The sequence below is a fragment of the Kineococcus sp. G2 genome, from assembly GCF_037154035.1.
Taxonomy (GTDB): Bacteria; Actinomycetota; Actinomycetes; order Actinomycetales; family Kineococcaceae; genus Kineococcus.
Map to the genome: position 1 here is coordinate 145,493 of NZ_JBBBEM010000008.1, position 13,321 is coordinate 158,813.

Annotated in this window: 12 protein-coding genes; 8 read left to right on the forward strand and 4 right to left on the reverse strand. The window is 71.9% G+C overall.

Features of this window, described 5'->3' with window-relative positions:
* The first annotated feature begins 67 nt into the window (after window positions 1-67).
* The 7 genes from V9U69_RS01935 (at window position 68) to V9U69_RS01965 (ending at window position 7,543) form a co-directional block, all read left to right on the forward strand.
* Window positions 68-1,549, forward strand: coding sequence for a dipeptidase (locus V9U69_RS01935; protein WP_337059601.1), 1,482 nt, complete (start codon window positions 68-70; stop codon window positions 1,547-1,549).
* A gap of 84 nt (window positions 1,550-1,633) precedes the next feature.
* Window positions 1,634-1,996: a HesB/IscA family protein gene (locus V9U69_RS01940; protein ID WP_337059602.1), complete on the forward strand. Its 363-nt coding sequence runs from the start codon at window positions 1,634-1,636 to the stop codon at window positions 1,994-1,996.
* A 53-nt stretch (window positions 1,997-2,049) separates the two neighbouring features.
* Window positions 2,050-2,799, forward strand: coding sequence for a leucyl/phenylalanyl-tRNA--protein transferase (gene aat / locus V9U69_RS01945; RefSeq protein ID WP_337059603.1), 750 nt, complete (start codon window positions 2,050-2,052; stop codon window positions 2,797-2,799).
* Between the two features lie 92 nt (window positions 2,800-2,891).
* Complete coding sequence (gene ctaC, locus V9U69_RS01950) at window positions 2,892-3,845, forward strand: aa3-type cytochrome oxidase subunit II (protein ID WP_337059604.1); 954 nt, start codon at window positions 2,892-2,894, stop codon at window positions 3,843-3,845.
* Window positions 3,845-5,617, forward strand: coding sequence for an aa3-type cytochrome oxidase subunit I (ctaD, locus tag V9U69_RS01955; RefSeq protein ID WP_337059605.1), 1,773 nt, complete (start codon window positions 3,845-3,847; stop codon window positions 5,615-5,617). Before ctaC ends, ctaD begins: the two co-directional genes overlap by 1 nt.
* A 3-nt stretch (window positions 5,618-5,620) precedes the next feature.
* Complete coding sequence (locus V9U69_RS01960) at window positions 5,621-6,022, forward strand: cytochrome c oxidase subunit 4 (RefSeq protein ID WP_337059606.1); 402 nt, start codon at window positions 5,621-5,623, stop codon at window positions 6,020-6,022.
* A 294-nt stretch (window positions 6,023-6,316) separates the two neighbouring features.
* On the forward strand, window positions 6,317-7,543 hold the full coding sequence (locus V9U69_RS01965; protein WP_337059607.1) for a L,D-transpeptidase: 1,227 nt from the start codon (window positions 6,317-6,319) through the stop codon (window positions 7,541-7,543).
* 86 nt (window positions 7,544-7,629) lie between these two features.
* Here V9U69_RS01965 and qcrB read toward each other — a convergent pair whose 3' ends face one another.
* The 4 genes from qcrB to ctaE all read right to left on the reverse strand — a co-directional run bounded on the left by qcrB (window position 7,630) and on the right by ctaE (window position 11,941).
* Window positions 7,630-9,306 carry a cytochrome bc1 complex cytochrome b subunit gene (gene qcrB / locus V9U69_RS01970; RefSeq protein ID WP_337059608.1) on the reverse strand — a complete coding sequence of 559 codons (1,677 nt, stop codon included), beginning with the start codon at window positions 9,304-9,306 and terminating at the stop codon, window positions 7,630-7,632.
* Window positions 9,303-10,334: a cytochrome bc1 complex Rieske iron-sulfur subunit gene (gene qcrA / locus V9U69_RS01975; RefSeq protein ID WP_337059609.1), complete on the reverse strand. Its 1,032-nt coding sequence runs from the start codon at window positions 10,332-10,334 to the stop codon at window positions 9,303-9,305. The genes qcrB and qcrA overlap by 4 nt, the downstream gene beginning before the upstream one ends.
* A 61-nt stretch (window positions 10,335-10,395) precedes the next feature.
* Window positions 10,396-11,229, reverse strand: coding sequence for a cytochrome bc1 complex diheme cytochrome c subunit (gene qcrC / locus V9U69_RS01980; protein ID WP_337059610.1), 834 nt, complete (start codon window positions 11,227-11,229; stop codon window positions 10,396-10,398).
* 55 nt (window positions 11,230-11,284) lie between these two features.
* Window positions 11,285-11,941, reverse strand: a complete 657-nt coding sequence (gene ctaE / locus V9U69_RS01985; protein WP_442907534.1) for an aa3-type cytochrome oxidase subunit III — start codon at window positions 11,939-11,941, stop codon at window positions 11,285-11,287.
* 258 nt (window positions 11,942-12,199) lie between these two features.
* Between ctaE and trpD the strand changes: the two genes are divergently transcribed.
* A complete protein-coding gene (gene trpD / locus V9U69_RS01990; RefSeq protein WP_337059613.1) occupies window positions 12,200-13,315 on the forward strand; it encodes an anthranilate phosphoribosyltransferase in 1,116 nt (371 codons plus the stop codon).
* Window positions 13,316-13,321: the final 6 nt, after the last annotated feature.

Genomic DNA, 13,321 nt, shown 5'->3' on the forward strand with positions numbered 1-13,321 from the left:
TCAGGGTACGTCACCGCCGGCACCGCCCCGGCCGCTCGCGCCGGGGCCCGGAGTAGCGTCGGTGGGCGTGAGCCAGGACACCCCGCCCCTGCCCGCCCCCGGTCCCGAGCGCACCGAGGTGCTGCGCCGGGCGTGCGCCGCCGGCGCCGCCGCCGCGCGCGCCGACCTCGAGGCGCTGGTGCGCGTGCCCAGCGTCTCCGCGCGCGCCTTCGACCAGGCGCACGTCGCCGCCAGCGCCGAGGCCGTGGCGGACCTGCTGCGGCGGGCGGGCCTGCCGGAGGTCGGCATCCGCACCGCCGCGGCCGTCGTCGACGGCCGGGAGGTGCGCAGCGCACCCGCCGTCGTGGCGCGCCGCCCCGCGCCGGCCGGCCGGCCCACCGTGCTGCTGTACGCCCACCACGACGTGCAACCGCCCGGCCGCGACGAGGAGTGGACCAGCCCGCCCTTCGAGCCCACCGAGCGCGACGGGCGCCTGTTCGGCCGCGGCACCGCCGACGACAAGGCGGGCGTCGTGGTGCACGCCAACGCCCTGCGCACGCTGCTGCCGCTGTGGGGGCCCGAGGACGGCGTGGGCGTGACGGTGTTCGTCGAGGGGGAGGAGGAGGTGGGCTCGCCCTCCTTCGCCGCCTTCCTCGCCGAGCACCGCGCCGACCTGGCCGCCGACGTGATCGTCGTGGCCGACTCCGGCAACTGGCGGGTCGGCGTCCCGGCGATCACCACGACGCTGCGGGGCCTGGTGGACTGCGTGGTCACCGTCTCGGTCCTGACGCACCCCGTGCACTCCGGCGTCAACGGCGGTCCCGTCCTGGACGCGCTGACGTGCCTGGCGCGCCTGCTGGCCACCCTGCACGACGAGGCCGGCGACGTGGCCGTGCGCGGGCTGGTCTCCGGCAGCGCCGGGGAGGTGGACCTGAGCGAGGCGCAGTACCGGGCGGACGCCGGCGTGCTGGACGGCGTGCTGCTGGCCGGCACCGGCTCGGTCGCGGACCGGCTGTGGGCCAAGCCGGCGATCTCCGTCATCGGCGTCGACGCCACCGAGGTCGACCGCGCGAGCAACACCCTGGTGCCCTCGGCCCGGGCCAAGATCAGCATGCGCCTGGCGCCGGGGCAGGACCCGTCCGCGGCCATGACCGCGCTGCGCCGGCACCTGGTGGCCCACGCCCCCTTCGGCGCGCGGGTCGAGGTCGCCGAGGGGGAGCGGGGCAGCTCGTTCTCCGCCGACACCACCTCCCCCGCGCACGAGGTCGCGCGGGCGGCCTTCGAGCAGGCCTACGGCGCCGGCGTGGTGGAGATGGGCATGGGCGGCTCCATCCCCTTCATCGCCGACCTGGTCGCCGAGCACCCGGCCGCCTCCATCCTCGTCACCGGCGTGGAGGACCCCGACTCGCGCGCCCACGGGCCGGACGAGTCGCTGCACCTGGGCGACTTCGAGCGCGCCTGCCTCGGTGAGGTGCTGCTGCTGGACGGCCTGGCCGGCGTGCCCGCCCCCGTCACCGCTCCCGTCACCGCTCGGGGGGACGGCGCCGCGGCCGGCGCGCCGCGGCCGTAACCTGGGTCCGGGAACAACCGTGCCGCCGAGGCGGTTGGCCCGGACAGCGTCCCCAGTCGACGAGTGGAAGCGGAGACGAGCCACATGACCACGACGACCACCGCTGCAGAGGAGACCCGCGCCCACGGCGTGGAGCTCACCGACGTCGCCGCCACCAAGGTCCGCAGCCTGCTGGAGCAGGAGGGCCGCGACGACCTGCGGCTGCGCATCGCCGTGCAGCCCGGCGGCTGCTCGGGCCTGATCTACCAGCTCTACTTCGACGAGCGAGAGCTCGACGGTGACGCCGTGCGCGACTTCGACGGCGTCGGCGTGGTCGTGGACAAGATGAGCGCCCCCTACCTGGACGGCGCGACCATCGACTTCGCCGACACGATCGAGAAGCAGGGCTTCACGATCGACAACCCCAACGCTGGCAGCAGCTGCGCCTGCGGCGACTCGTTCTCCTGACGGGTCCGGCAGCACCGGCGGCCCCCGCGCTCCACGGCGCGGGGGCCGCTCGCGTGTGGGCGGCGCCGCTGCCCGCCGGCCCCGCCCGGCGCCCGCGCCGGCACCCCGGGCCCGCCCGCTTCGACTTCGAGCGCCTCGCCCCGCGCCCGGGGGAGGACCTCGTGGCCGCCGGTGGCGACCTGAGCCCCGCCACGCTGCTGTCCGCCTACGCGCACGGGCTGTTCCCGATGGGCCTGGGCGGCGGCGGCCGGGGACCGCTGGGCTGGTGGTCCCCGGACCCGCGCGGCGTGCTGGTGCCCGGGCGCGTGCACGTCTCCAGGTCCCTGCGCCGCGCGCTGCGCTCCTTCGAGGTGCGCGTGGACACCGCCTTCGACGAGGTCGTCGCCGGCTGCGCCGACCCGGCGCGGCCCGGGGCGTGGATCACCCCGGAGGTGGCCGCGGCCTACGGGGAGCTGCACCGCCTCGGCTGGGCGCACTCGGTGGAGGTCCTGCTCGACGGGGAGCTGGCCGGTGGCCTGTACGGCGTGTCGCTGGGCGGCCTCTTCGCCGCCGAGTCGAAGTTCCACCGCGTGCGCGACGCCTCCAAGGCGGCGGTGGTGGCCCTGGCGGACCTGCTCCTCGCCGACGGCGTGCCGGGACGCCTGGTGGACGTGCAGTGGCGCACGGAGCACCTGGCGACCCTCGGCGTGGAGGAGGTCGGCCGCCGCGCCTACCAGCGCCTGCTGGGTGCCGCGCTGGAGCTGCCCGTGCCGCCGGTGTTCGCGGCGCGCCCCGACCGCCCCCACAGCTACGACGGGGGGTAGTCTCATCACTCGAAGGGACGCCCCTGCCCAGGACCGTCACGGTTCGGGTGCGGGACGTCCTCGTCTCTGCACGAACCGTGGGAAGGCCGACGTTGGGCACGCGAGACTCGGACGCGACGCGTCGTCGCCGTCCCCCCAGGGCGCTGGTCGCCGGTGTCGTCGTCGGGGCGGCGGGGCTGCTGCTGACGGGCTGCGCCACCTCCGACTGGCCGGACGCGAGCGCCGGCAACTACTTCCTGCCCGACGCCAGCGTCGGGGCGACGAACGAGACCGAGCGCATCTCCGAGCTGTGGGACGGCTCCTGGATCGCCGCGCTGGCCGTGGGCCTGTTCGTCTGGGGCCTGACGATCTGGTGCGTGGTGGCGTACCGCCGCCGCAAGGGCGACCCGGACCTGCCGCCGCAGACGCGCTACAACATGCCGATCGAGATCCTCTACACCGTCGTCCCGGTGATGATGATCGGCGTCCTCTTCTTCTACACGGCCCGTGACCAGGCGGCGATCCTCGACGACTCCGGCACGCCCGACGTGACCGTGGACGTCATCGGCAAGCAGTGGTCCTGGGACTTCAACTACCTCGACGAGTCCGGGAACCCGATCGTCTACGAGGTCGGCCGCCAGGCGGAGCTCGACGGCGAGGAGCTGGTCGAGGGGCAGGTGCCCACCCTGTACCTGCCGGTGAACCAGAACGTCCAGTTCAACCTGTACTCGCGCGACGTCGCGCACTCCTTCTGGGTGCCGGCCTTCCTCTTCAAGATGGACCTGTACCCGGGCAGCTACCCGACCGGCCCGAACATGTTCCAGCTCACCCCCACCAAGGAGGGGGTGTTCCAGGGCAAGTGCGCCGAGCTCTGCGGCGACTACCACGCGGAGATGCTCTTCGAGGTCCGGGTGGTCTCGCAGGAGGAGTACGCCGAGCACCTGGAGCGTCTGGCCGCAGCCGGCCAGACCGGTGGCCTGCCGACCGCCATCGGCGGCGAGCTGGCGCGCGACCCCGGCGGTGCCGAGCCCGCCGGTGATGAGACCAGCGGGGGGAACAACAGCTGATGGCCAGCGAGAGCTTCAACGTGCCGGGCGTGGCGGCCCGGGTCACCACGCGCCAGCCGCTCGGGGCGGTCGTGCCCCGTCGCCGCGGCTCGGTCATCGCGGGCTGGTTGTCCAGCACCGACCACAAGGTGATCGGCAACCTCTACTTCATCACCTCGTTCATCTGGTTCCTCGTCGGCGGGATCCTCGCGCTGATGATCCGCGCGGAGCTGTGGGAACCGGGCATGCAGATCTACAACACGAAGAACGAGTACAACCAGTCGTTCACCATGCACGGCACGATCATGCTGCTGCTGTTCGCCACTCCGTTGTTCTCCGCCTTCGCCAACGCGATCATGCCGCTGCAGATCGGTGCGCCGGACCTGGCGTTCCCGCGGCTGAACATGATGGCCTACTGGCTCTTCCTGTTCGGCGGCCTGATCGCCGCCTCCGGCTTCCTGACCCCCGGCGGGGCGGCGGCCTTCGGCTGGACGGCCTACACGCCGCTGTCGGACGTGATCCACTCACCCGGCCTGGGCGGCAACCTGTGGGTGATGGGCCTGGCCATGACGGGCTTCTCCACCATCCTCGGCTCCGTCAACTTCATCGCCACGATCCTGTGCATGCGCATGCCCGGCATGACCATGTTCCGGATGCCGATCTTCACCTGGAACACCCTGATCACCAGCGTGCTGGTGCTCATGGCCTTCCCCGTGCTGGCCGCGGCGCTGTTCGCCCTGGGCGCCGACCGGATGCTCAACGCGCACATCTTCGCGCCCGAGGCGGGCGGCTCGATCCTCTGGCAGCACCTCTTCTGGTTCTTCGGGCACCCCGAGGTCTACGTCATCGCGCTGCCGTTCTTCGGGATCATCACCGAGGTCATCCCGGTCTTCAGCCGCAAGCCGGTCTTCGGCTACAAGGGCCTGGTCTTCGCGACCGTGTCCATCGCGGGGCTCTCCACCACCGTCTGGGCGCACCACATGTACGCCACCGGCAAGGTGCTGCTGCCCTTCTTCGCGTTCATGACGATGCTCATCGCGGTGCCGACGGGGCTGAAGTTCTTCACCTGGATCGGCACCATGTGGCGCGGCTCGATCACCATGGACACCCCCATGCTGTGGGCGATCGGCTTCCTGGTGACCTTCCTCTTCGGTGGTCTGACCGGCGTCATCCTGGCCTCCCCGCCGCTGGACTTCCACGTCACCGACTCCTACTTCGTGGTGGCCCACTTCCACTACGTCGTCTTCGGCACCGTGGTCTTCGCGATGTTCGCCGGCTTCCACTTCTGGTGGCCGAAGCTCACCGGCAAGATGCTCGACGAGCGCCTGGGCAAGATCCACTTCTGGATGCTGTTCGTCGGTTTCCACACCACCTTCCTCATCCAGCACTGGCTGGGGGCGGCGGGCATGCCGCGCCGGTACGCGGACTACCTCCCGGGTGAGGGCTTCCAGTCCATGCACCAGATCTCGACGGTCGGCTCCTTCATCCTCGGCGCCTCCTTCATCCCGTTCATGTGGAACGTGTACCGCACCGCGCGGTTCGGCGAGAAGATCACCGTGGACGACCCCTGGGGCTACGGCATGTCGCTGGAGTGGGCCACCTCGTGCCCGCCGCCGCGGCACAACTTCACCTCGCTGCCGCGGGTGCGTTCCGAGCGCCCGGCGTTCGACCTGCACCACCCGGAGGCGGTCGCGCACGACACGCCCACCGAGGGCAGCCGGAAGAACCTGCTGGACCACGTGTACGGCGAGCCGGACCTCTCCGGCCGTCAGGAAGATGTCGGAGGCCGCTGACCGATGAAGCCCGAGACCTGGCTGTTCTCCGGGGGGATGCTGTTCTTCTTCCCCGTGGCCTTCGTGTACGGCCTCTTCACCCAGTGGCAGGAGTGGGTCGGTTTCATCGCCCTCCTGCTCACGGGTGGCCTGGCGCTGCTGGTGGGGGTCTACCTCTTCATCACCGCCCGGCGCATCGACGCCCGGCCCGAGGATGACCTGCGCGCCGACGTCACCGAGGGCGCGGGGGAGCAGGGCTTCTTCCCGGCCTACAGCTGGTGGCCCCTGTACCTCTCCGCCGCCTGCGCCGTCGTCTTCCTCGGTGCCGCGATCGGCTGGTGGCTGTGGTTCATCGGTCTGGTCTTCACCATCCCGATGATCATCGGCTGGGTGTACGAGCACTACGTGGGTGAGTACGCCCACTGAGGTCGACCCGGCACGACACGACGGGGCTCCTCGTGCTCGCCCCACCGGGCAGCGGGCGCTCACGCGCCCGTCGTCGGCCCCCTCCCGTCCGCCCTGCCGGTGGACCCCCGCGAACGTCCTGCAGCCGGACGCGGCGCCGGGGTGGAAGCCTCCGAGGCCGCGGATCGTTGTGCTCGGGAGTGCAACGCACGGCCCCGGCGCCGCGTCCCACCAGTGGGGCCGCCCCAGCGCGAAGGGCGGGAAGCGAGAGACGACCGAGGTCCCCACGTGGGGCCCACAGGGGGTAAGCAGCAGTTGAGCACGTCGCACCAGCACGTCCGCGCCTGGGCACCCGCAGCCCTCGTCCTGGCCATGGCCACGGCCGTGAGCGCCTGCGGGCCCGGGACGACCAGTAGCACCGGCACGGCGGTGCAGGCCCGCGCCGGCGCACCGGCCACGCCGAGCGTCCCTCCGGTCGAGGTGAGCGTCGCACCCGCCGACCCCGGGACAGGTGTGCGGCTCGACACCCCGATCACCGTGTCCGTCGCCCGCGGGGACCTGCAGCAGGTCACCGTGACCGCTCCTGACGGCACCCCGCTGGAAGGCGGTCTCGACCCCACCGGTGCCACCTGGACCAGCACGGGGGAGCTGGCCCCCGGCACCCGCTACGCCGTGCACGTCGTCGCCACCGACACGGCCGGTGAGACGGTCACCCGCGACAGCGCGGTCACGACCCTCACCCCGGCGACGACCGCCTTCCCGGCCGTCGCCCCCCTCGACGGCTCGACCGTCGGTGTGGGCATGCCGATCATCGTCACCCTCGACGAGCCCGTCGCCGACGACCGGCGCGACGAGGTGGAGAGCAACCTGCACGTCACCACCACGCCCACGGCCGTGGAGGGGTCCTGGAGCTGGCAGTCGGACTCGAAGGTGGAGTTCCGCCCGAAGGAGTACTGGCCGGCGCAGACCGCCGTTCACCTCGACGTGGATCTCGGCGACGTGGAGGTCGCTCCAGGGGTGTGGGGCACCACGCGGGACATCGACTTCCAGGTCGGCAGCGCGATGGTGAGCACGGTGGACCTCGACGCCCACACCCTCACCGTCACGCGGGACGGTGAGGTCCTGCGCACCATCCCGATCACGGCGGGCCAGTCCGGCCACGGGGGCCGGTACGTCACGCGCAGCGGCACCAAGGTCATCATGAGCCGGGAGGAGTCGCGGCAGATGGACGCCGAGACCACCGGCGTCAGCCCCGACGACCCCGAGTACTACAACGTGGCGGTGGAGTACGCGATGCGCCTGACGAACTCGGGGGAGTTCCTGCACGCCGCGCCCTGGTCCGTCGCGTCGCAGGGCAGCGCCAACGTCAGCCACGGCTGCACCGGCATGAGCACCGAGGACGCCCGCTGGCTGTTCGAGCGCTCCAAGGTCGGCGACGTCGTCGTCTTCACCGGTACCGACCGCGGTGTGGAGGACGGCAACGGCTTCTCGATGTGGAACGAGACGTGGGAGGAGTGGACGGCGGGTTCGGCCCTCACCTGAGCCGCTCCCTCTCCAGCACGACGAAGGCCCCGGGCAGGTGCCCGGGGCCTTCGTCGTGCGTACCGCCGCGCAGGTCGCGGCGTCAGTCAGCCGTGGTACTTCTGCGACGTGGCGATCGCCGCGTTGCCGCCGTCCTCCTCGATCGAGGCGTGCTCCTGGCTCTCGATCTCGGTGTCGTGCCCGTGGTGCGCGGCTGCCAGCTCCGCCGGCGTCACCGGCTCCACGCGGTCCTCGAAGTAGAAGCGCGACAGACGGCGCTGCACCTTGCCGTACAGGCTGTTCGGGTTGCCCGCGTCGAGACGGTCCTCGACGTCCATCGGGCGGTTCGAGTCGTGCTGCACCAGGACCCAGCGCTCCGCCTCGCTCAGCGGGGCGTGGACCTCGATGAACTCACCGTGCGGCAGGCGCACGATGCGGCCGGTCTCACGGCCGTGCAGCGCCTTCTCGCGGTCCTTGCGCTGCAGCCCCAGGCAGATGCGCTTGGTGACCACGAAGGCCAGCGCCGGTAGGACGAACACCGCCACACGCATGAACCGGGTGATGTCGTTGATCGACAGCCCCACCATGTGGGCGATGACGTCGTTGCCGCCCGAGATCCACAGCAGGACGTAGAACGTCAGCGCCATGACCCCGAGCCCGGTGCGGGTGGGGGCGTTGCGGGGACGGTCCAGCAGGTGGTGCTCGCGGCGGTCGCCCGTCGCCGCCTGCTCGATCCACGGGTACAGGGCCCCTGCCGTCATCACGAACAGGATGAGCACCGTCGTGGGGATGAAGATGTTCATCGAGAACGTGAAGCCGAAGAGCGTGAACTCCCACCAACCGGGTGTGATGCGCACCGCGCCGTCCAGCCAGCCCATGTACCAGTCCGGCTGCGAACCCGCCGTCACGGGGGAGGGGTCGTACGGCCCGTACGCCCAGATCGGGTTGATCTGCACCAGGCCGGCGATCAGCGCGATGACGCCGAAGACGATGAAGAAGAAGCCACCGGCCTTCGCCATGTACACCGGGAAGAGGGGGAAGCCGACGACGTTGTCCTCGGTGCGGCCCGGCCCGGGGTACTGGGTGTGCTTGTGGATCACGACCAGGGCCAGGTGCACCACGATCAGGCCCAGCATCACCGCCGGCAGCAGCAGGATGTGGATGGTGAAGAAGCGCGGGATGAAGTCCTCGCCGGGGAACTCCCCGCCGAAGAGGAAGAAGCTGATGTAGCTGCCGACCACCGGGACGGACAGGATGATCGCCTGGGCGATGCGGATGCCGGTGCCGGAGAGCAGGTCGTCGGGCAGCGAGTAGCCGGTGAAGCCCTCGAACACGGCCAGGATCGCCAGCACCAGGCCGATGACCCAGTTGATCTCGCGCGGCTTGCGGAAGGCGCCGGTGAAGAAGACGCGGATCATGTGCACGACGGTCGCCGCCACGAAGATCAGCGCGGCCCAGTGGTGCACCTGGCGCATGATCAGGCCGCCGCGCACGTCGAACGAGAGGCGCAGCGAGGAGGCGTAGGCCTCGGAGACGCCCTGCCCCGCCAGCGGTGCGTAGTCGCCGTTGTAGACGGTGTGCGCCGCGCTCGGCTCGTAGAAGAACGTCAGGAACGTTCCCGTGAAGAGCAGGATGACGAAGCTGTAGAGGGTGATCTCACCCAGCATGAACGACCAGTGGTCGGGGAAGATCTTGCGAGCGAAGCCGTTGACGATCTTGCTCGCGCCGACGGTGTCGTCGGCGAAGTTCCCGACGCCACCGGCGGCCTTGTCGATGGTGCTCATCCGCGCTCCCAGAAGCTCGGGCCCACGGCTTCGTGGAAGCCGCTGCTCGCCTGCAGGTACCCCTCGGCGTCCACCCGGATGGGCAGCTGCGGCAGAGGACGGTTGGCGGGGCCGAAGATCACCTTGCAGTCCTGCGTCACGTCGAAGGTCGACTGGTGGCAGGGGCACAGCAGGTGGTGGGTCTGCTGCTCGTAGAGGGCCACGGGGCAGCCCATGTGCGTGCAGATCTTCGAGTAGGCGACGATGCCGTCCACGCCCCACTCGGCCGACTTCGGCGTGAGCAGGTCCTCGTCCAGCCGCATGAGCAGGACAGCGGACTTCGCCTTCTCGTTCAGCGGCTCCTCGAGCTCGTCGATGCCCTCGGGCATCACGTGCACGACGGTGCCGTACGACAGGTCGGCCGCCCGGATGCGCCCGCCGGTCGGGTCCTTGACCAGGTAGGTGTCCTCCTCCCACATGGTCTCGGAGAGGCTGTTGCCGGGCAGCGGCCCGGTGTCGCGGAAGAAGAAGACGGCCGGCAGCGGGAAGAGCGCCAGCGCACCGATGAGGGTGTTGCGGATCAGCGGGCGCCGGCCCAGGCCGGCCTCGGCGGAGCCCTCCTTGAGGATGGCCACCGCCTGCTCGCGCTCGGCGGTGGTGCCGCGCTGGCGGTGCCGGTAGTCGATCCGCTCGTCGTCCGGCATCAGGGTCTTCGCCCAGTGCACGGCCCCCACGCCCAGCATGAACAGGGAGACGAACATGCACAGGCCGATGGCGCGGGTGGAGGTGCTGATGCGGTCCCAGCCGCCGTTGTACTCGATCCCGACGATCGAGGCGATGACCCCGATGGAGCCCAGCACCGACAGCAGCAGCATGAACGCCACCTGGCGCTCGGCCCGCTTGGCGGCCTGCGGGTCGACGTCGCCCAGGCGGTGGCGGTGCGGCGGGAGGCCGGGGTTCTCGAACCGCTCCGGCACCCCGCTCCCGGACTTCGCCAGGGCGGTGGACCCCTGCCCGTGCGCCTCGTCGGCGCGTTCGATCTCGCTCATGCTCCCTGCCCGTCCGTGCGGAGTCCTGCCCCGCGATCCATGTCGGTCACCGCGCCGGTCGTCACGAGGACTTCATCCCCAGCCAGACCGAGCAGCCGATGAGGAGCCCGATGCCCGCGATCCAGGCGAGCAGGCCCTCGCTCACCGGGCCCAGCGAGCCCAGCGGCAGGCCGCCCGGCTCGGGGCGGAACTCCTCCTCCTGGGTGAGCCAGGCGATGATCGCGGTCTTGTCCTCGGGGCTGATGGTGCTGTTGGGGAAGACCGGCATCGACTGCGGGCCGGTCACCATCGCCTCGTAGATGTACTTGCCCTCGACGCCCGTCAGGTCCGGGGCGTACTTGCCACCGGTGAGGGCGCCGCCCTTGCCGGCGAAGTTGTGGCACATCGCGCAGTTGGTGCGGAAGATCTGGGCGCCGCGGGAGACGTCCTGGGCGGTGACGTCCGACAGGTCGAGGATGTCCTCGCCGGGGATGGCCGGCCCGGGGGCCAGCGAGGCGATGTACGCGGCCATCTGGTTGATCTGCTCCTGCGAGAAGCGGATCTTCGGCACCTCGGGAGCCTGCGCGGAGGACATCTGCAGCGGCATGCGGCCGGTGCCGACCTGGAAGTCGACGGAGGCCGCGCCCACGCCGATGAGGGAGGGGCCGGCGCCGCTGCCGTCCACGATCTCGCCGCCCTGCGCGTCCAGGCCGTGGCAGGTCGCGCAGTTGGCGAGGAACAGCTCCTTGCCGGCCTCGAGGTCGTCCGCGTCCGCCGTCGCCGTGGAGGCCTCCGCCGGGCGGGGGGCCACAGCGGCGTACAGGCCGCCGACGAGGACGAGCGCCAACGCGATCAGCACGACGACGGCCAGCGGGTGGCGCCGTCGGGCGCTGAGTGCGGTGAGGGTCCTGGTCACGGTCGTGGTGCTCGCTTCCGTCGGGGCTTTCGCGTGCGGTGGGGAGGACTGCTGGTCACTGGAGGACGTAGATGACCGTGAAGAGGCCGATCCACACCACGTCGACGAAGTGCCAGTAGTACGAGATGACGATCGCGCTGGTCGCCTCCTGGTGCCCGAACCGCTTCGCGGCGAACGAGCGCACGATCACCAGGAGGAAGGCCACCAGGCCGCCCAGCACGTGGATGCCGTGGAAGCCGGTGGTCAGGATGAACGCCGAACCGTAGGAGTCCGAGGCGATCGTCAGGCCCTCGACGGCCAGCTCCGCGTACTCGTACACCTGTCCGGCGACGAAGATCGCGCCGAAGATGTACGTGAGGACGAACCACTCCTGCATGCCCCAGGTCCCGACCTGCCACAGCCGGCCGCGGCGCCGCGGCTGGAAGCGCTCGGCGGCGAACACGCCGAACTGGCACCAGAACGACGAGATCACCAGGACGATCGTGTTCACGGTGGCGAAGGTCACGTTCAGCTTCTCGGTGCCCGTCTCCCACAGGTCGGGCGCCACCGAGCGCAGCGTGAAGTAGATGGCGAAGAGGCCGGCGAAGAACATGAGCTCGCTCGCGAGCCACACGATCACGCCCACCGACACCAGGTTCGGCCTGTTCACCGAGCCGTGCGCGGGACTCGGGGTACTGCTCTGGACAGCCTGTGCACTCGCCACGGCAGCCATCATGCCCCACCACCCCCCGTACGTGCCGACCGGCCCACCGACAACGTGTCGTAGACCACGGGGCGGCCCGGCCCTGGTCCGTCCGGGTGACGCGCGGCGACGGGTGCGCGGGAAGCGTGCGGGAGGTGCGGGGGAGGTGCGCGGGGCCGGTGGCGGAGCGGTGCCGAGGCCGCACCGGTGCGGTGCGGACCCGGCGTCCGGCGGGATCAGTAGGGTGCGGGCGCAGCCCTCGACCCGCCACGACCCCCGGGGACCCCCATGACGCTCCCGCAGGCCAGCGCGCCCTCCGGCGCACCCACCGCACTCGGGCGCACCGGCGCGCCGACGTGGCCGCGCCTGCTCGGTGAGCTCCTCGCCGGCCGCGACCTGGCCGCCGCCGACACCGCCTGGGCGATGGAGCGGGTCATGCGAGGCGAGGCGGGCGACGTGCCCCTGGCCGGCTTCCTCGTGGCGCTGCGCGCCAAGGGGGAGACCAGCGCCGAGCTGGCGGGTCTGGCCGACGCGATGCTCGCGCACGCCGTCCCGCTGCGCGTCGCCGGACCCACCGTCGACCTCGTGGGCACCGGCGGCGACCAGGCGCACACCGTGAACATCTCCACGATGGCGGCCCTGGTGCTGGCGGGCGCGGGGCACCGGGTCGTCAAGCACGGCAACCGGGCCGCGTCCTCCTCCTCCGGCTCCGCCGACGTGCTCGAGGCGCTCGGGGTGGACCTGGACCTGCCGCCCGCGCGGGTCGGGGAGGTCGCCGTGGAGGCCGGCATCACGTTCTGCTTCGCCAAGGTCTTCCACCCCGCGTTCCGGCACGCCGCCGGCGCCCGCAGCGGACTGGGGGTGCCGACGGCCTTCAACGTCCTGGGGCCCCTGACCAACCCGGCCCGCACGGACGCCACCGCGGTGGGCGTGGCCGACGCCCGGATGGCGCCCCTGGTCGCCGGCGTCCTCGCCGCCCGGGGCACCGCCGCGCTGGTCTTCCGCAGCGACAACGGCCTCGACGAGCTGACGACCACCGCCCCGGCCCGGGTCTGGGCGGTCGAGGGCGGGCGGGTGCGCGAGACCGCGCTCGACGCCGTCACCGAGCTCGGCATGGCCCCGGCCGCGCTCGCCGACCTGCGCGGCGGCGACGCCCGCCACAACGCCGGCGTGGCCCGGGAGCTGCTCGCGGGCGCGCGCGGGCCGGTGCGCGACGCCGTCGTGCTCAACGCGGCCGCCGCCATGGCGGCGGCCGGGGTCCGCGCCCCGGCACCCGCGCCGCACGACCTCGTCGAGGGGCTCGCGGCGCACCTGGCCGAGGGCGTGCGCCGCGCCGAGGAGGCGATCGACTCCGGCAGCGCCGCGCGCGTGCTGCAGCGGTGGGTGGCCGCCACCCGCGCCTGACGGCGC